The 18,336-nt window shown below is 38.7% G+C and carries 19 protein-coding genes and 1 tRNA gene; 11 read left to right on the top strand and 9 right to left on the bottom strand.

The features are described from left to right. Positions 1 to 20 precede the first annotated feature (20 nt). The 6 genes from D7322_RS09100 to D7322_RS09075 all read left to right on the top strand — a co-directional run bounded on the left by D7322_RS09100 (position 21) and on the right by D7322_RS09075 (position 6,958). Positions 21 to 2,240, top strand: coding sequence for a RelA/SpoT family protein (locus D7322_RS09100; RefSeq protein ID WP_121123411.1), 2,220 nt, complete (start codon positions 21 to 23; stop codon positions 2,238 to 2,240). A gap of 77 nt (positions 2,241 to 2,317) precedes the next feature. Further along, positions 2,318 to 2,809: a Fur family transcriptional regulator gene (locus D7322_RS09095; protein WP_104381932.1), complete on the top strand. Its 492-nt coding sequence runs from the start codon at positions 2,318 to 2,320 to the stop codon at positions 2,807 to 2,809. A 130-nt stretch (positions 2,810 to 2,939) separates the two neighbouring features. Beyond that, a complete protein-coding gene (locus tag D7322_RS09090; protein ID WP_104381933.1) occupies positions 2,940 to 4,217 on the top strand; it encodes an adenylosuccinate synthase in 1,278 nt (425 codons plus the stop codon). Between the two features lie 3 nt (positions 4,218 to 4,220). Then, complete coding sequence (locus D7322_RS09085) at positions 4,221 to 5,510, top strand: anthranilate synthase component I family protein (protein ID WP_121123409.1); 1,290 nt, start codon at positions 4,221 to 4,223, stop codon at positions 5,508 to 5,510. Positions 5,511 to 5,576: 66 nt separating this feature from the next. Next, positions 5,577 to 6,236 (top strand): TatD family hydrolase, encoded by a 660-nt coding sequence (locus D7322_RS09080; RefSeq protein ID WP_121123407.1) that lies wholly within the window; start codon positions 5,577 to 5,579, stop codon positions 6,234 to 6,236. Then, positions 6,233 to 6,958, top strand: a complete 726-nt coding sequence (locus D7322_RS09075; protein WP_108634298.1) for a tRNA threonylcarbamoyladenosine dehydratase — start codon at positions 6,233 to 6,235, stop codon at positions 6,956 to 6,958. The genes D7322_RS09080 and D7322_RS09075 overlap by 4 nt, the downstream gene beginning before the upstream one ends. A gap of 94 nt (positions 6,959 to 7,052) precedes the next feature. Here D7322_RS09075 and D7322_RS09070 read toward each other — a convergent pair whose 3' ends face one another. Together D7322_RS09070 and D7322_RS09065 are read right to left on the bottom strand one after the other, a co-directional pair. Further along, positions 7,053 to 7,565, bottom strand: coding sequence for a BON domain-containing protein (locus D7322_RS09070; protein ID WP_183078654.1), 513 nt, complete (start codon positions 7,563 to 7,565; stop codon positions 7,053 to 7,055). A 75-nt stretch (positions 7,566 to 7,640) separates the two neighbouring features. Then, positions 7,641 to 8,111 (bottom strand): GreA/GreB family elongation factor, encoded by a 471-nt coding sequence (locus D7322_RS09065; protein ID WP_121123403.1) that lies wholly within the window; start codon positions 8,109 to 8,111, stop codon positions 7,641 to 7,643. Between the two features lie 144 nt (positions 8,112 to 8,255). Between D7322_RS09065 and D7322_RS28440 the strand changes: the two genes are divergently transcribed. Further along, positions 8,256 to 8,343: transfer RNA gene (locus D7322_RS28440), tRNA-Ser, on the top strand. Between the two features lie 201 nt (positions 8,344 to 8,544). Here the strand turns inward: D7322_RS28440 and D7322_RS09060 are convergent. After that, positions 8,545 to 9,045: a hypothetical protein gene (locus tag D7322_RS09060; RefSeq protein ID WP_147430346.1), complete on the bottom strand. Its 501-nt coding sequence runs from the start codon at positions 9,043 to 9,045 to the stop codon at positions 8,545 to 8,547. A gap of 641 nt (positions 9,046 to 9,686) precedes the next feature. Here D7322_RS09060 and D7322_RS09055 point away from each other — a divergent pair. From D7322_RS09055 to D7322_RS09045, 3 genes are read left to right on the top strand one after another with little or no spacing between them, the layout of a single operon-like run. Further along, entirely contained in the window at positions 9,687 to 10,478 is a 792-nt protein-coding gene (locus tag D7322_RS09055; RefSeq protein WP_121123399.1) for an SDR family oxidoreductase, read from the top strand. 4 nt (positions 10,479 to 10,482) lie between these two features. After that, positions 10,483 to 10,884, top strand: coding sequence for a GlcG/HbpS family heme-binding protein (locus D7322_RS09050; protein WP_121123397.1), 402 nt, complete (start codon positions 10,483 to 10,485; stop codon positions 10,882 to 10,884). A gap of 19 nt (positions 10,885 to 10,903) precedes the next feature. After that, entirely contained in the window at positions 10,904 to 11,707 is an 804-nt protein-coding gene (locus D7322_RS09045) for a helix-turn-helix domain-containing protein (RefSeq protein WP_121123395.1), read from the top strand. A 265-nt stretch (positions 11,708 to 11,972) separates the two neighbouring features. Here D7322_RS09045 and D7322_RS09040 read toward each other — a convergent pair whose 3' ends face one another. From D7322_RS09040 to D7322_RS09015, 5 genes are all read right to left on the bottom strand, one after another. Continuing rightward, on the bottom strand, positions 11,973 to 12,377 hold the full coding sequence (locus D7322_RS09040) for a hypothetical protein (RefSeq protein WP_147430345.1): 405 nt from the start codon (positions 12,375 to 12,377) through the stop codon (positions 11,973 to 11,975). Positions 12,378 to 12,459: 82 nt separating this feature from the next. Then, positions 12,460 to 13,398 carry an SPFH domain-containing protein gene (locus D7322_RS09035; protein ID WP_121123391.1) on the bottom strand — a complete coding sequence of 313 codons (939 nt, stop codon included), beginning with the start codon at positions 13,396 to 13,398 and terminating at the stop codon, positions 12,460 to 12,462. A gap of 408 nt (positions 13,399 to 13,806) precedes the next feature. Continuing rightward, positions 13,807 to 14,724, bottom strand: a complete 918-nt coding sequence (locus tag D7322_RS09025; RefSeq protein WP_121123387.1) for a helix-turn-helix domain-containing protein — start codon at positions 14,722 to 14,724, stop codon at positions 13,807 to 13,809. A 41-nt stretch (positions 14,725 to 14,765) separates the two neighbouring features. Continuing rightward, entirely contained in the window at positions 14,766 to 15,668 is a 903-nt protein-coding gene (locus tag D7322_RS09020) for an SDR family oxidoreductase (RefSeq protein ID WP_121123385.1), read from the bottom strand. Positions 15,669 to 15,871: 203 nt separating this feature from the next. Further along, complete coding sequence (locus D7322_RS09015; protein ID WP_121123384.1) at positions 15,872 to 16,213, bottom strand: winged helix-turn-helix transcriptional regulator; 342 nt, start codon at positions 16,211 to 16,213, stop codon at positions 15,872 to 15,874. A 105-nt stretch (positions 16,214 to 16,318) separates the two neighbouring features. On the opposite strand from D7322_RS09015, the gene D7322_RS09010 reads away from it, so the two are divergent. Continuing rightward, complete coding sequence (locus tag D7322_RS09010) at positions 16,319 to 17,281, top strand: aldo/keto reductase (RefSeq protein ID WP_121123382.1); 963 nt, start codon at positions 16,319 to 16,321, stop codon at positions 17,279 to 17,281. Positions 17,282 to 17,454: 173 nt separating this feature from the next. Here D7322_RS09010 and D7322_RS09005 read toward each other — a convergent pair whose 3' ends face one another. Next, positions 17,455 to 18,201 (bottom strand): hypothetical protein, encoded by a 747-nt coding sequence (locus D7322_RS09005; RefSeq protein WP_121123380.1) that lies wholly within the window; start codon positions 18,199 to 18,201, stop codon positions 17,455 to 17,457. Between the last annotated feature and the right edge of the window lie 135 nt (positions 18,202 to 18,336).

The raw sequence follows: 18,336 nt of genomic DNA, 5'->3' as shown, positions 1-18,336 counted from the left end.
ATCATTTACCTGCAACGTTTATGAAAGATTATGTGATTGATATTGAAGCAGAAAACAAAGAGATAAGAAAACGTTACCGTGCATTATTGCGTGCCTGTAAGCCTACTTTGCAGCGGGGGGACAAACAAGAGATTCGTAAAGCTTTTGATTTGGCCTTGGATAGCCACAAGGAGATGCGCCGCAAATCAGGAGAACCTTATATTTATCATCCGATTGCGGTAGCGCAGATTGCCGCCGAGGAAATTGGTTTAGGGACAACCTCCATTGTATGTGCTTTGCTCCATGATGTTGTTGAGGACACCAATGTAACCTTGGACGAAATTGAGGAAATGTTTGGAAAAAAAGTTCGTCGAATTATCGATGGATTGACAAAAATTTCCGGAATATTTGACCCCAATAGTTCGATGCAGGCCGAGAACTTTCGTAAAATGTTGCTAACGCTTGCCGATGACGTACGCGTTATCCTTATCAAATTGGCGGATAGGCTGCACAATATGCGGACGATGGAATTTATGGCAAGAGATAAGCAGTTGAAGATTGCCTCAGAGACCAGTTATCTTTATGCTCCATTGGCGCATCGTTTGGGTTTGTACGCGATCAAATCCGAATTGGAAGACTTGTCCATGAAATTTACTGATCCGGACACCTATAAATTTATTGCTCGAAAACTGAATGAAAAGAAGGCCGAGCGGGAGAAATTCATTGGTGATTTTATCGGTCCTATTAAAGAGATTTTAGAAGAACAAGGAGTTAAAGCCGCTGTATTTGGAAGGCCCAAGTCGATTCATTCGATTTGGAACAAAATGCGCAAAAAGTCGATTCCATTTGAAGAAGTATATGATCTATTTGCTATTCGTATCGTCATCGACGCAGTGGATGAAAAGGAAAAAACCGAATGTTGGAAAGTATACTCCATTGTAACGGATTTATATCGTCCCAACCCGGACCGTTTGCGCGACTGGATCTCTTCGCCCAAAGGAAATGGCTACGAATCTTTGCATACAACGGTAATGGGTCCCAAGGGGCAATGGGTAGAAGTGCAGATTCGGACCAGACGGATGAATGAAATTGCAGAAAAAGGATTTGCGGCACACTGGAAATACAAAGAATCCAATTCCGATTCAGGATTGGATCAATGGATCAAAAAGGTACGTGATGTACTCAGCAGCCCTGATCAGAATGCCATGGATTTTGTGGATGATTTCAAGATGAACCTATTCTCGGATGAAATTTTTATCTTCACACCCAAAGGCACCTTAATCCAATTACCAAACAATGCAACTGCATTGGATTTTGCTTTTGAGATCCACTCCGATATCGGCGCAAGTTGTATCGGGGCCAAAGTAAACCATAAATTGGTTCCACTTAGCCACGTGCTGCAAAATGGTGATCAAGTCGAGATTATCACCTCCAGCAAACAGTCGCCAAAAGAAGACTGGCTCAATTTTGTCGTTACCGCAAAAGCAAAATCAAAAATCAGATCTTCCCTCAAAGAAGAAAAACGACGGGTCGCAGAAGATGGAAAGGAGATTCTCGAGCGTAAATTGAAGTCTTTGAAAGTGACCTACAATACGGATAATATCAACAAAATTGCTAATTATCTGAAGTATCCAAGTTCTCAGGATCTCTTTTATAACGTGGCCAAAGGCATTGTTGATATCAAGCAATTGCGGGAGTACGTAGCCCATGAAAAAGCAGTTGAAATCAATGCAGGATCTTCTTCGGGCAATCAGTTCAACAGTCATATTGGCGGTTTAGTTGAAAAAATCAATAAAAAGGAGTTTGACACTATTCTGATCGGTGATGACATGCAAAAAGTTGACTATACCCTAGCGCCTTGTTGCAATCCAATTCCCGGCGACGACATCTTCGGTTTTCTGACGGTCAATGATGGCATCAAGATTCACCGCACCAGTTGCCCCAATGCATCCAAATTGATGGCGAATTACGGGTACCGTATTTTGAAGGCCCGTTGGGCATCGACGAAAGACTCTGCATTTCTGACCGGCCTCCATATTGTCGGTATCGATGACGTCGGGTTGGTCAATAAGCTTACTACGGTTATTTCCCAAGAATTTGCGGTCAACATACGTTCCCTAGCCATATCGAGTAACGATGGTATTTTTGATGGAAATATTATGGTGTATGTCAATGATACCGAACAATTGGAGAGTTTGATGAAAAACCTTAAACAAGTGCGGGGAATAACAGGAGTCAATCGGTATGAGTCCGAAAATTAATCAAATGAATATCACAATTTAGAAATACTATCAAATGTCAATCTAAATTGGTAAATTTGTACAAGAATATTTTTACTATGAATCAAGCTGAAAATTTTGCAACTGTAAAAAAAATCTTTGAAGCATACTTAGAAAATAAAAATCTAAGAAAAACTCCGGAGCGTTATGCTATCTTGGAAGAGATTTATTCACGTACTGATCACTTTGATGTTGAGTCTTTGTATATCCATATGAAGAACAAAAAATACCGTGTCAGCCGTGCGACAGTTTATAATACCCTCGAACTTTTGGTTTCTTGTGACTTGGTTACCAAACACCAGTTTGGCCGTAATATGGCTCAATTTGAAAAATCCTATGGCTTCAAGCAGCACGACCACGTGATTTGTATAGAATGCAATAAGGTTGTTGAATTTTGCGACCCACGTATCAACCAGATTCAAAGCCTCATGGGGGATTTATTGAAGTTTGACATCAAGCACCATTCTTTAAATTTATACGGTGTATGTCAAGATTGTCAAGAAAAAAATAAAAAAGAAGAAACCGTAGCTCAGGAAGCTATTTCAAATTAATCTTATATTTTTGTTAAATATAATAGTACATTTGTTCAGGAATGTTCAGGAGAAAAATTCCTGAACATTTTTATTTTTTTAATGAGTCTATTTTTATTAATAACATTTTAATTACTATACTTTAAAAGCTATGCAAGTTGATGTGCTTTTGGGCTTACAATGGGGTGACGAGGGTAAAGGTAAAATCGTAGACGTATTTTGTCCAAAATACGATTTAATCGCTCGTTTCCAAGGCGGCCCTAACGCCGGACACACGTTGGAATTTGATAACAAAAAATTCGTGCTCAACACAATTCCGTCTGGTATCTTCAATGAAGGTACACTAAATCTTATTGGTAATGGTGTCGTTATCGATCCGATTATCCTAAAAAGAGAATTAGACAATCTTAAAACAGCTGGTTTTGATCCGGTGGGTAAAGGCAATTTGGTATTAGCACGCAAAGCACACCTTATTTTGCCGACACACCAATTATTGGACGCTGCTTCGGAATCGAAAATGGGCGCCGGCAAGATCGGATCTACATTGAAGGGTATCGGTCCGACCTATATGGACAAAACGGGTAGAAATGGCTTACGTGTAGGTGATACGACACTTCCCGACTTTCAGGAGCGTTACCAGAAGTTGAAAGAAAAGCACTTGAACATTCTTTCTCACTATGGTGAAATTCCTGATTTCAGTGAAAAAGAGCAAGCATTCCTGGCTGCGATTGAATTCATTAAAACCATTCCGCATGTTGATTCAGAGCATTTGGTCAATCAATATCTGAAAGAAGGCAAACGTGTATTGGCTGAAGGTGCCCAAGGGACTCTTTTGGATGTGGATTTCGGTTCTTACCCTTTTGTGACTTCATCCAACACGACAACTGCTGGAGCTTGTACAGGTCTTGGTATCGCACCAAACAAAATCGGTAAAGTATACGGCATTTTTAAAGCCTATGCAACACGTGTGGGTGGAGGTCCCTTCCCTACCGAACTTCATGATGAAACAGGAGAAAAACTACGTCAATTGGGTCATGAATTCGGCGCTACAACGGGACGTGCACGCCGTACAGGATGGATTGATATTCCAGCACTGAAATATGCAATTATGCTCAATGGTGTAACGGACCTTATCATGATGAAAGCTGATGTGTTGGATACTTTTGACAAGATCTACGCATGTACACATTATAACTATAATGGCGAAGTGATTGATTATATGCCGTACGAGATTATCACACATCAGGCAGAACCAATCTTGGAAGAAATCCAAGGGTGGAAACAAGATTTGACAGGTATCACATCTGAGGCTGAGATTCCTGAGGCATTAAGTAACTATATTTCTTATTTGGAGAAAGCTCTCGAAGTTCCTATCACGATTCTATCGGTAGGTCCGGATCGTAAACAAACACTAGCTTTATCAAAGTAAAATATGCGGATCGAAAGTTTTGATCTTCTCGATTCTAAAGATAAATTTCATCAAAAAGCCCTGCATTGGTCGGGGCAATTTGATGAAATTTCTTTCTTTAATAGCAACGGAGCGCCTGACGAATGGGGAAGATTTGAGAGTGTATTGGCGGTGAAGGCCTTGCATTCATTTTGTGCAGATGATGATGTATTGGATCAATTGCAGCAATTCCTAGTCAAACATCAATGCGAGTTTATTCCGGGATTTCTATCCTATGATCTTAAGAATGAGATCGAAAATTTACATACGAGCGCTACTGATAAGCTCGGATTTCCAGCTGCCTATTTTTTTGTTCCAACCATTACGGTCAGATGGGCCGCTAATCAGGTTCACATCCAAGCCGATAATCCAGTTGCGGTGTATCAGTCTATCTGCGACACAGTAATCCCACAGATAAATACCAACCCAGAGATAAAGATACACTCAAGGTGGACAAAAGCAGAATACTTTGATGCCTTTAATAAAGTGCAGCAACACATCCAACGTGGTGATATATACGAGGTAAATCTCTGTCAGGAGTTCTTCGCCGAAAATGTAGACATTAACCCTATTGCGGTCTATCTAAAATTGAATACCGTTTCACCTACTCCATTCAGCAACTTTTTTAAAGTTGGCCATCATTTTATTATGAGCGCTTCTCCAGAACGTTTTTTGGCGAAAAGACAAGGTAAACTGATTTCTCAGCCCATTAAAGGCACTGCTAAAAGAGGTGTTACAGCATACGAGGATCAAGAGATTGTCAGTCGTATGCTCCAATCACAAAAGGAGATCGCCGAAAATGTAATGATTGTGGATCTTGTCCGTAATGATTTAACGCGAAGTGCCCTTCCCGGAACAGTTGAAGCCACACGTCTGTTTGAAATCCAGTCTTTTAAACAAGTACATCAAATGATATCGACAATCAGCTGCATACAGGATCCCAACGTGTCCAATATGGACGTCTTTAGACATACATTTCCCGCTGGCTCGATGACGGGTGCGCCCAAAATTGCTGCCATGCGCATTTGTGATCAGATTGAAGGCTCCAAAAGAGGGATTTACGCAGGTTCGGTAGGCTATTTTGATACTATTCGTGATGAATTTGATTTTAATGTCGTAATCCGTTCCATTCTGTACAATCAACGCAAAAAATACCTATCCTTTCATACCGGCGGGGCCCTTACCAATCAAGCATTGGCGGAGCAAGAATATCAGGAATGTCTTTTAAAGGCTTCCGCAATCTTGCAGGCACTCAACAGCAAGTTGGAGCAATAAAACTATACTAAATTTGTAGAGAATATTTTTTGCTTCAACTATTTTTTCGACCTTTGTCCTTTGACAATGCAGGTTCCTTATATCGACATACATACGCATCGGCTTGATATTATACAGGACGGTTTCAACCGATCTATTATAAATATAGCATTGAACAATAATGAGACTACCGTTGAGGGAGACTGCTCTATCGGCTTGCATCCATGGTACATCAACAAAAATACCGAAAAAGCATTAGAATTGATGCGAACAATGATACAAAGGACGAATGTTGTGGCATTAGGCGAATGTGGTCTGGACAAAAATAGCGCTATTCCTTTTGAGAAACAGCAACGGGTTTTTGAGCAACAGATTCTATTGGCCATTACTTTTCAAAAGCCGCTGATTATTCACTGTGTCCGTGCCTTTCAGGAAGTCTTAGCATCTTTGGTAAAAGCTAAATTTCATTTACCGGTTATCTTCCATGGCTATCGCAAGAATTGGACTTTGGCCAAACAGCTTATGCATAAAGGGTATTACCTTTCGATCGGTGTCCATTGTTTGGATGGCAGCCAGGACGAAGTCGTAAGAAATATTCCCCTTACACATTTATTTTTGGAAACAGATACCTATACAGCAACAGAAGTTGCTACCCTATATCAATATGTCGCCCAAGCCCGATCTATTCCAGTAGAGATGCTAAAGCAGGCATTATATCATAATTATAAGTTTGTATTAAAAAAATGAAAGATTTAAGTTGGCTGTCACGCACCGAGGCACTGGTCGGTAGGACAGCTTTGGAAAAATTAGCGAATTCACACGTGATGGTTCTGGGCCTAGGCGGTGTGGGTTCCTTTGCGGCTGAATTTATCTGCCGTGCGGGGGTCGGTAAAATGACCATAATAGATGGTGATACCGTAGACCCCTCCAACAGAAATAGACAGCTGCCGGCTCTTGCAACGAACCATGGTGAAGCAAAAGCTGAAATTATGAGACAGCGTCTTTTAGCTATTAATCCAGAATTGGAATTGACCGTGATCCAAGACTTTATTATCCCTGAAAAAATTCCGGCTTTATTGGAGATGGCGCCCGACTATTGTGTAGAAGCCATCGACAGTATTACACCGAAGTTATTCTTCATCAGACTGGCACTGGATGCAAAAATGCCATTTGTAAGTTCAATGGGCGCAGGTGGTAAGGTTGATCCGACAAAAATTGAGATCGCAGATATTAGCAAGTCCTATAATTGCAAACTGGCTCAACATATTCGTAAGAAGTTGCGTAAACATGGTATCCGTGAAGGTGTTAAAGTTGCCTTTTCAACTGAGCTTCCGGATAAAAGCTCCTTACTATATACCGATGGGAGTAATTTTAAAAAGTCAGCCTATGGAACAATGTCCTATCTACCCGCAGCATTTGGAGGTGCTATTGCCTCAGTAGCTATTCGGGATTTGATGGAAAATGTTTAAATTAGGGGTAAATAAACATATGCATAAATAGTAAAAGCTACCCATCTGTTGATGCGTAGCTTTTACTATTTATATTTCCATTGCACTACGAAAACTATCGACTGGTCACTCCTTTCATATCAATACCTTTAGGCTTAATATGGTCCAATCTTTTCTTTAGGGAATCCATTCGTGTTTTTTCAATGTTACCTGTTACAATAATAATTCCGTCCTTTACCTGTGCTGTAATGGTCGGAAAATCTTCCAGTACCCGATTGACATCTCTAGTAATCGTGGAATCGACAGCTCCCTCAACTATTTCATGATATTTTTCACGCGCATCTTCAGGTTCAGGAAGGTTGACCATGATATTGTTGTGGATGGATTTAATATTTTCACCACCCGCAGTCTTTGTTTTATCTTCAACCACTTGCTTTAATGAATCCGATCCTAATTGCCCGTTCAATGTAACATTACCCTCTTCTACATCCACTGCTATGCCCTCGTTATCTATTAAAGCTTCTTCAATTTTTGACTTTAGCTTATCATCGGATTCTGGTGAGCGGCAAGAGTGAACAAAAGGTAAAACACCGAATGAAAATATCAAAAGTAATCTGTTTAATCTCATGCGTATCGTTTTATTTTCGTTCATAGTGAAAACAATTAGGAGGACATATTGTTTAACTTTCTTCTTTTTTGGCAATTAATAGAGCTCCAGTATGGACTGATTTAACCTGTTAAACAGAAAACTCTCTCCTACTCTTCTACCAAGGAGCAACTGACCTATAGGTGATGCCGCTGAAATGACAAAAACATTATTGTCCCCGATTTTTATTGCCCCAATACTTGTGGCGATAAAATAAAGTCCCACATTTGTTTTGACAAGGCTTCCCAATTTAACAAAATCAGTTTTATCCCCCACCACTGATGTAATATTCGTGAGCTGTAGTAAATCTTTATTTGCTTCAATAAGCTGCCCTTGATACCGATTGATATCTTGCTGGATCATTTCTCTTGAGGTTTCATACTTATCTCCAGCGCTACTTTTCGTATCGTCATTGCTCGAATCCCTGGCTGTTTCCAATGCGGATTCGATCATTGCGATCCGGTCATTTGTTCGTTCGAGGGCAACGTCCAAAATATTCTTTTTTATGTTTAAATAAGTATTTGTCATACTGAAAAATAAGAAATATGTTTTATTCAAAAAAATATAAAAACAATACACTTATGATCAATAGCATAGGAAAAATCGTTCTTAAAAAAAGCTATATGGTATTGCAATAAAGCAAAAAATTACTACATTTGTGCACTGAAACACGGAAAGGTGTCAGAGTGGTCGAATGAGCAGTCCTGGAAAGACTGTATACGGGATGACTGTATCGAGGGTTCGAATCCCTCCCTTTCCGCTAAATGATACAAACGCCACGAATAATCACTATTCGTGGCGTTTTTGTTTTTAGTCCTATAAAATACACTCTGGGAGCAGGTTTACCCCAAAAGGTCAGAATCCCTTCCTCTGCAACATAATAGAACGAAAGTTAGTATCATTTTTAGCGGTGAAATTAATTAATGTTACAAATTTGTACCGTGGTTAGGTTTTTAATACATTATACAATAAAAAAATCACAATCATCTTTAGTTGCCGGATAACTAAAGCTATTTATATAATCATAATCTAATCCGGGCTTTATCCTATCTAATTCCTCTTTAGTTATTTTTTTCGAGATCAATACGAGAAAAGAACCGAATGCATCATAAATGATCTTCGCATAATCTTCGGGTGATGTATCATTATCTATTAGCTTGGAAACGACACCAATCGAGGAAAATTTAAGGTTACCTTGTGTATTAAATTTCGGCTCTGGCCTAAATTTGTTTACTTCTGTATTAAAAGGAGAATCTGTGAAAAATTTATGCTGCTCCGGATCAAATTTCACTAAATCCAAGGTTAGCCTGTAATTATACTTATTATCAGCCATTATTTTCTTTGGAACCAATATTTCCTCGTATATATACTGCCAAATATATGCCCTGACTTTGGCATTGATTTTTGGTGAATGTGGAAGGCATTCTTCTTCAACTATCGTTCTTATTACTACTTCACTCATTATCTATTCTTTTACTTTACATCGGCATTTTTTGGTTTGTACATGTAGAAATTACAGAAATTTAATATCCTCAAATTTACCTCTGTCCAACAGGAATCCAGTTCTTGCATCAATTCGAATCCCTCCCTTTCCGCCGAACGAAGACAACTGTAAAAAGCTGCTCTTTTGCATTTGAAGGCACTTTTCTCTTTTTCATTTTGTATAAATCTTGATTAAATATACGACTTTTGGCAGAGTTCTGACAGAACATTTTAGCACACAATATTAATATATTATCTTGCATATTAATTAATTACGACTGTTTTACATGACTCATTCCAGTTTTAAAAAAATGAGCGTTAAACTGATGCATGTTAACCAGCCACTTCTTTATAAATGTTTTTATTATATGTATCCATAAATTTAGGAAGCCATTGGATAAAAAGCCCCAGTCAATATTGGTGCTTTCAAAGAACTGAAAGATATGGATAAAATCAGTTGATTAAACGAACTGTTTACACCGGAACTTTTGTGTTAAACGAATATGAACCCGTTGCATATTTTGCATTTGAACTTTTCAACAATATATTTTTGAACTTCTCACGAATTAATAATAAAGTTAATTGGCTCAATTTTGCACTATAACTTTTAATATTTAAAATATGAGCAAAAGAATTTTGATTACGGGAGCTGCTAGCGGTTTTGGAAAAATCGTCGCTTTTGATTTAGCAAAAAAAGGACATCAGATAATTGCTACGACGCAAATTTATCCGCAGATGAGCGACTTGATAAGAGAAGCTAAAGAGCAAAAAGTGGAAATGATTGTAGATAAGTTGGATGTAACAAACGCGACAGACATCGCTTACATTACTCAAAAATACGACATCGATATTTTGATCAGCAATGCTGGAATTATGGAAGGAGGCCCAATTGCAGAGCAACCCATAGAATTAATTCGTTCGATGTTCGACGTAAATGTTTTTGGTGGATTGCAATTGGCACAAGGTTTCATCAAGAAATTTATTAACGAGAAAAGAGCTGGTAAAATTGTATTCACAACCTCGATGGGCGAATTATGGACTGTACCTTACGTCGCCGCTTATTGTGCTTCCAAACATGCGATGGGTTCGATAGCGGAAGGTTTGAGAACAGAATTAGCTGCTTTCAACATCAAAATAGCAACGTGTAACCCCGGTATTTTTGGAACTGGTTTCAACGACCGGGGTGTAGATACCATTTCTCGTTGGTACAGTCCTGAAACCAATTTTACTCCTTTATCCGCATTCGATGGTACTGCGGAAGCCTTGGCAAATCAGTTAGACCCGCAATCAATGGCAGAATGTATAGTTGATGTAGCTTTGGATGAAAATTCAAACTTCAGAAATGTACATCCGAAAGAAACAGAGGATTTTGTAAAACAATTGCAAGTAGAGGCATGGACAGCAAAAAGCTAGAAAAATGAATATTACCTATAACGAAGCAATAGAAGCATTAAATGCTTCCGTAGAACAAGCGAGGGCACTAAAGGTTCCGGTAAGCATTGCAGTAGTAGATACTGGTGGACATCTGGTTACTTTTGCAAGACTGGATAGTGTTTTTGGTGTAATAGAATTTGCTGTAAGAAAAGCCAAAACCGCTGTCATGTTTGGTGTCGATAGTGACATTATGGGAACAATCGTCTCTGGAGCCGATATCCATGGAAACGGAATGTTGAATTCCAATGGCGGGCTTCTAACCATCGCAGGAGGCGTCGTGATAAAAAATAAAGATGGAAATATCATTGGAGCAATTGCATCTTCAGGTGGTTCGCCAGAACAGGATAAAGAAATTGCACTTGCGGGAGCTTCTAAGCTCAATTAAAATTTAATATAATTGTAGTATGGAAGCAAAGCGTGAAATCATTTTTGATAAGTTGGTCTACTCCTGTGTTTTTGAAAAGCACAGAGGCAATGAAGAGTTTATTCCCGAACATTTTTTAGGATATCAATTATCAGGAGAAACACACGCTTTTCACGCTGATGGAAATACAATAATTCCTGAAAATTCAATTGTATTGGTCCGGAAAAACCAATTAATAAGAACGATAAAATATCCTTCTAAATCTGGGAAATATCAATTTTTGTCGATTGCGTTGGACAAGGAAACATTGCGACAATATGCCTTAGAGAACAAAATTGTAGTTGACAAAAAATACATGGGCAAACCAAAATTATTTTTTGAACCTGATGATTTTCTGTATAATTATTTCATTTCATTAGCTCCATATATCAATAGGGAAAAAGAAGCAACACCCAGTTTGTCAAATTTAAAAATCAGGGAAGCGATCGAATTATTACTTCAATGCAACCCTGATTTCAAACAAATTTTATTCGATTTTTCAGAACCATACAAAATGGATTTAGAAGAATTTATGAATCAAAATTATATGTTCAATGTATCGGTAGCATCTTTCGCAAAACTTACGGGGAGAAGCCTTTCAGGATTTAAGAGAGATTTTACTAAAACCTTTGAAACGACACCGAAACAGTGGTTACTAGCGAAGCGTTTAGATGAAGCTTATTATTTGATCAAGTACAAAAAACAGAAACCAACAGATTTCTATCTGGATTTAGGTTTTGAAAACTTATCACACTTTTATTATACTTACAAACAAAAGTTTGGTATAACCACTACTGAAACGTAACACCTGATAGTGATTTGGGACGTTTAATTAATTGCAAACTCTTTTACTTTGGTAATAATCAATATAGCCCCAGTCCCTTAAATGTGAATCGTACCACGGTTCTTCCCTGTAGAGAGAATAACACCCATCGAGATATTTGCCAAGGGCTCCCTCTGCTTTGCGAATAGGAAGATCGATAATTTTTTGCAAAACAACGAACGGTTTGTAATCGTTGGTACTTATCCAAAGTTACTTATGCAAACAAAGTGGAAAGTAAGTAGAGCCCTTATTTGAATTTTACATACCTATTCTCTACACCTTCATACAGAATCGTTAATGTATCATTCTTCACAGAATATGTCCCCTCTGTCTCGTCTTTGGTTTCATTTTCCACGGTGACTAATTTATTATTGCGAACTCGATAAGTGAATTCTATCTTATTCTGCATTTTATTTTCTCCTAGATACTGAATAAATTTTCCATCTTCTGTAAATTCAAGAATAATCTTTTCGACAGGGTCGCCTGTTCCTGTTTCCTTCAGCAAGCCTTTCCACTTGCCGATGAGCTTAGCATCTTGCTGCATCTGCGAATTACAAGCCATAGGTAAGCACCAGGCTAAAATAAGTAATATCTGCTTAATCTTAATTTTATCGTTTTCAAAATCATATATCCACCCTACAGCTGATCTCAATCAGGCGTACTTTGGGCTCTTTTTATTTACCTTTCCTGCCCATGGTTTACCACCTGATCCGGAGCCTAAGTTTAGCAGTTATTTATTCCTGACCTCCTCTATTCTTTGAGGGGTCGAACGATTGGGCGTTGCTGTCTTCATTGATTTTTTGTGCTGCTGCCATAGAAACAACCAAATCATTCAACATGGAGCTTGCCGCCGTTGGTGAGTTGGGCAACAACACCAAATTGCTCCGGCTATTGGCTCCAATGGCATTCAACGTGTCATAATGTTGAGTAACCACGATTAGAGCAGAGGCTTCCTGAGCGTTGATATTAGCAGCATTCAGCATTTTTACCGATTCCTCCAATCCTTTGGCAATCTCTCTCCGTTGGTCTGCTATCCCCTGCCCCTGAAGTTTTTTGGATTCTGCCTCGGCCTTCGCCACAGCAACAATTCGTATTCTTTGCGCTTCAGATTCATACTCCGCAGCCGTTTTTTCACGTTCTGCAGCGTTAATCCTGTTCATGGCGTGTTTTACCTGTTCATCGGGATCAATATCTGTCACTAAAGCTTTGATAATATTATAACCATAACTTTGCATGGCCTCCTGTAATTCACTTTTTACAGCGTTTGCAATATCATCTTTTCGTACAAAGACATCATCTAATTTTGTTTTCGGGACTTCCGCACGCACAACATCAAAAACATAAGATGTAATCTGGTTTTCAGGATTTTCCAGCCGATAATAGGCGTCTTTTACATTTTCTCTGATTACTTGATACTGAACAGAAACTTTTATCTTTATGAAAACATTATCCAACGTTTTGGTATCGATGATGACGTCCAATTGCTGTATTCTGAGATTCAGACGTTTGGCAATCTGATCCAAAAAAGGAATTTTCAAATGCAAACCGGCGTGGCTTACTTTCAAAAACTTGCCTAATCGTTCGACCACAGCGGCTGTTTCTTGTTTTACAGTAAAAAAAGATGCAAATAATGTGACAAGTCCAAAAAAGACTAAAACTCCTAAAAATATCATAACTTAAATTTTATTGATGCTACACAAATTTACGTCTTTACATCGTCATTACTATAGTAATTCCCATATTTTTCAGCAAGAATCGATCGCTCAACTACTTTCCATTTGGGATATAAACAGTAAATCTTTTATTGACTTAATCAAAATTGGGAAACAGGAAGAATTATTGGTATCACTACCGATTACGAATTCAAAAAAGTTTTTGGCAAAGAGGCTTTAACAGGGACTAACAGCTCTAACTTCATGGATAGTGCCAAAAGTAATACTTAATATGTAGTGAAATAGCCATATTCTTTCATTGATGAAAAGTATCGAGAATTCAAGAGAGAAGCATGGCGGAATTAGCGTCCGGTTCAACTTAAGGAAGCCAGGGACTGATTTAAGGGTCATAAGATTAGACCCAAATTATCAGTTAAATGATTTACGAAATTCCCTAGGAGAAATATTGGTCTTGGCTTTAAACAGTTTATTGAATGACTGTGAATGTTCAAAGCCCAGTTCATAAGCGATCTCACCTATGGTAAGGTCAGTTGTGGAAAGCCGCTCTTTAGCTTTTTCGATCACTTTCTCGTGGATGATCTGCTGGGTGGTTTGTCCTGTCACCGACTTGAGCAGCCCCCGCATATATTGTGTTGACATGTTTAGTTTCTCAGATAGCAGCCGTACCGTGGGCAATCCATTCTCCATAGTCAGTTTTCCTTCAAAATACTCATTAAGAAAGATCTCCAGCTTTTCCAAAAACTGATGGCTAGCTTTTTTACGCGTGATAAACTGACGTTGATAGAAACGTTGGGAATAATTAAATAGGGTCTCCAATTGAGAAATGATAATATTTTGGCTGAACGGGTCAATATTGCTCTGATATTCCTGCTTGATATTTTCGATGATATGCAGTATTTTTATTTCCTCGTCTTCTGATAGGAATAGCGCTTCATTAACCGAATAATCAAAAAATTCATATCTTTTGATCGAAGTGGAAAGCGATGTGTTCCAAAGAAAGTCCGGATGGATCATTAACATCCATCCGGAAGGATTCTTTCCTTGTTCTTCACGTATAACACTTAATACCTGATGTGGTGCCATAAAAAACATCACACCTTCGTCAAAATCATAATCTTTCTGCCCATACCTGTACTTGTGGTCCATATTCCGTTTTACCGAAATCATATAAAAATCAAACAACAGACTTTGTTTTCCTACCTTAGTGTGCTCGGTCATATCGTCAAAATTGATCACGCTAATCAGTGGGTGCTTCGGTGCCGGCAATCCACGCAGCTTATGAAATTCGGAAATGGTCTTCAACCTTATCGGTTTGTTATCTGACATGATTTTACGAATTTTAATTTATACAAGTACAAAAATACAAATTATTGATGCTCAGAAAAGTAATACGAACCTTTTAAATCTTCCAGTAAAGTTGGATGAACCGGGCTCCAGCCCAACGCTTTCCTCGTCTGCACACTGGAGCTTAGATTGTCCAGCTTTGCAAAATGTGTAAACCAGGAGAAGTGCTGTTCAGCATCTTGAGGGCTTAAGGAAGCTAAAGGTATACGGAGACGTTCAGCAAGTTCGGCGGCCACCTTTTTAAGCTGAATGCCCTCTTCAGCCACAGCATGATATCTGGTTCCTTTTTCAAAAGATTTTTCTAGCGCCAAACGGTAAAGCTTTGCGGCATCCAAACGGTGAACAGCCGGCCAGTGGTTAATTCCATCGTTGATGACGGCTGACACCCCCTTTTCCTTTGCTATTTTGATAAACAATGGAACAAAACCTATCTTATCGCCTTCACCATGTACAGCAGGAGATAATCTGATAACCGCAACATTTACGCCTCTAGCAACTTGATCGTCCGCTGCATTTTCGGTAGCAATCCTTGGATGTGGATGATTTACGCTGCGGTCTTTCTCCGTAGTAATTCCATCTTTTGAAAACAATGCAGTACCAGAAGTGATAAGAAAAGGCTTTTCGGTGCCAATCAGAGCATCTCCAATTGCTCGGATTACTTCACCATCTAACATACACATCTCATTAAAACGCCCAAAATCGTGGACAAAACCCAGATGGATAACAGCATCGGAGAGTCTGGCTCCTGACTTTAAGCTTTCAAAATCTGTCAGGTCGCCACGGTGGGCTTTCGCTCCTACCTCAACCAATTTCTTTACTGATTCTTCTGATCTTGCCAGTCCCAGAACCTCGTGTCCGGCTTCCAATAATTCCTGCACCACAGCTGTTCCTACGAAACCTGTAGCACCTGTAACAAATACTTTCATGTCGAGTTTTATTTATGAAGCAAAGTTCTGGCTTGACGAGCTGATAAATGTAGCCAGAAATGAATTTGTTGTAGCCGAAACTGAAATGAGGTAATCACGGAACTAGCTGATCAATATTCCAAGATGATTCCGGTAAAACAAAATCTATTGGACTATACTATTTGAATAATAACGGCATGGCAAATTACGTTGATGGCTAAACCTTAAAAAAACTGTTCCAGTTCATTTCTGTGGTCCTCACCCCATCTCGCCGTTACCTCAATGACGGGTATAAGGCTTTCACCTAACTGGGTAAGTTCATATTCTACTTTTTGCGGAAGCTCGTCGTAAACCTTTTTGCTAATTAACTTATGTTCTATCAATTGATTGAGCTGTACATCCAGTACTCGTCTTGAAGCACCGACGATTTTCCGCTGAAGTTCACCGGGACGTCTAATCCCTGAATGTATTGCCCAGAGTAGATTTATTTTCCACTTTCCCTGAACCACCAGTAGGAAAAGATGTAAACCACAATCTAAATTAACTGGAAGCTTTTTTTCGTACATAGCTGATACATATTAACAAGCTTTAACTTGTGTATAGATAAATTTATCCGTAATTGATATAGCCAATTTTGGCCATTAACTTTGTTGCAAAGTAAATATAAAAATATGAAATACAAGTTATTTGGATCAGAAACGGGACTCTATGCAAGTGAAATAATATTGGGAGCCGCCAATTTTGGAACAAGAAAAGGCTATGGTGCAGATCCGCAGGAATCAGAAAAAATATTAAAAGCTTACGCAAAAGCCGGCGGTAATTTTATTGATATATCAGATGTTTATCAATTCGGAGAGGCAGAAGAAATAGTCGGCAGCTTCATAAAGGGACAGCGAACGAATTTTATTATCTGTTCAAAATATACCCGAAGCAGCGAACCCAAACCTGCCATCAGCAATTTTGGAAATAACCGCAAATCCATGCGCCAGGCTGTTGAACAGAGCCTGAAAAGGTTGAAGACAGACTACATTGATATTTATATGCCTCATTACGATGACGGAGTGACTCCTTTGGAAGAAATAGCCATGGGGCTACAGGACCTGATCAGAGAAGGAAAAATATTGTATGCAGGTCTGACGAATTTTCCAGCATGGAAAGCAGCGGCTATCACAGCTTCAACAAAACTTACTGCATTACAAATTGAGTATAATTTATTGCAGCGTACAGCAGACCGGGAACTGATCCCGATGGCAAAGGAATTTGGCCTTGGCGTGATGATGTATTCTCCGCTGGCTGGCGGATTGCTAACCGCTAAATATAGAAACGGAGAAGCGGGGCGCATCACGCATACGACTGCTGCTAACTATACAGAAGACGAAAAAACCAAACTTATTATTAATGTACTGTTATCAATTGCGAAAAGATACAATGCTACTCCTGGGCAAATTGCGTTTGCGTGGAATCTATCAAAGGAGGGGTTCCCACTACTGGGAACCCGAAATATCAATCAATTTGAGCAAAATATTAAAGCTGCTGAAATCAATCTGACAACTGATGAATTGAGCGAACTAGATGCAGTAAGCGCAATTAGCCTAGGATATCCGCACGATCTCCTGAATACTGTGAGAGGTTGATTTAAGAGCTTGAACGGATCGTAAAAATATCTCCATTGTCCAGTTCATAAACGCTACCGTTTGATTCTATTCCAACAATATAACTATGGGACACAAATACTTTTGGCCACCAAAAGAAGGTCATTCCGATCTCTTCTTTCTTATTCTTTCTTTTGTTGATCTCTCAAAATCAATTACTCAACCCCCTTAAACGACATAATAACTCCAGAATATTTATCGTGGCCTTCACCAATATATGATAAATCTATGCCTGTTAAGTTTTTATTGCTGGCAGCTTCTTTAAACAAAGGATAATTCATTTTTTCGATCTGGTCATTCCAGCCTGCATCGGATATGGGCTTAATGGGTTCTAAATCTTTCATTTCAAACATAGCGCGATCTGACATTTTTTTAGAACGTTGTACAAAAATAGTATCGCCTTCTATTTTTATAATTTTGACCCAACCAGCTGGCAATCCTTGGATGTTATTTCCTTCTGCATCAGTAAAAAAACTGGCGCCGTAAAGTTGTCCTGTTTGCAATTGTTGTGCTGCTTTAACAAGATTTTCTTTTTCGTTGCGGTATTTTTTTCCATCTGAATTGAGTTTAATACCGTAGACGATAGATCCAACAATTGCTATTGAAGCAATAATCAAATATCCCTTCCAGAGTTTGAAATATGGAATTTTTAGTGTCTTCTTAAATGCTTTTACCTCTTCTTTTATTTCAGGTGAATAGTTTCTAGCGTGAATAACCTGTCCTTGCTGATTCACTAACCGAGACATTTTTACTAGGCCACCTCCTACTGGAAACCCTAAAAATTTGGTCGCAGGTGTAATGATATGAAGATTGAAACGCTGCGGTTTCGGGTCATTTTTTAAAGTCGCAATGATATCTTTGCTTCCTAAAACATATTCGTAACGCGTATAAATGAAAAGCATAAATTGAAGAAATTATAAATTTTAAAGCGACAAACTTATGATTTTTTTTCACATGTAACAATCCTGTGCCAATTAACTACCTAATAAAGAATCAAATAAATTTAATTGTCACCTAACTGATTTAAGCATCATACT

It is taken from the genome of Sphingobacterium puteale (assembly GCF_003627955.1).
GTDB classification, from domain to species: domain Bacteria; phylum Bacteroidota; class Bacteroidia; order Sphingobacteriales; family Sphingobacteriaceae; genus Sphingobacterium; species Sphingobacterium puteale.
The sequence above is the reverse complement of the archived record's forward strand: the minus strand, read 5'-3'. Positions and strand labels throughout refer to the sequence as shown.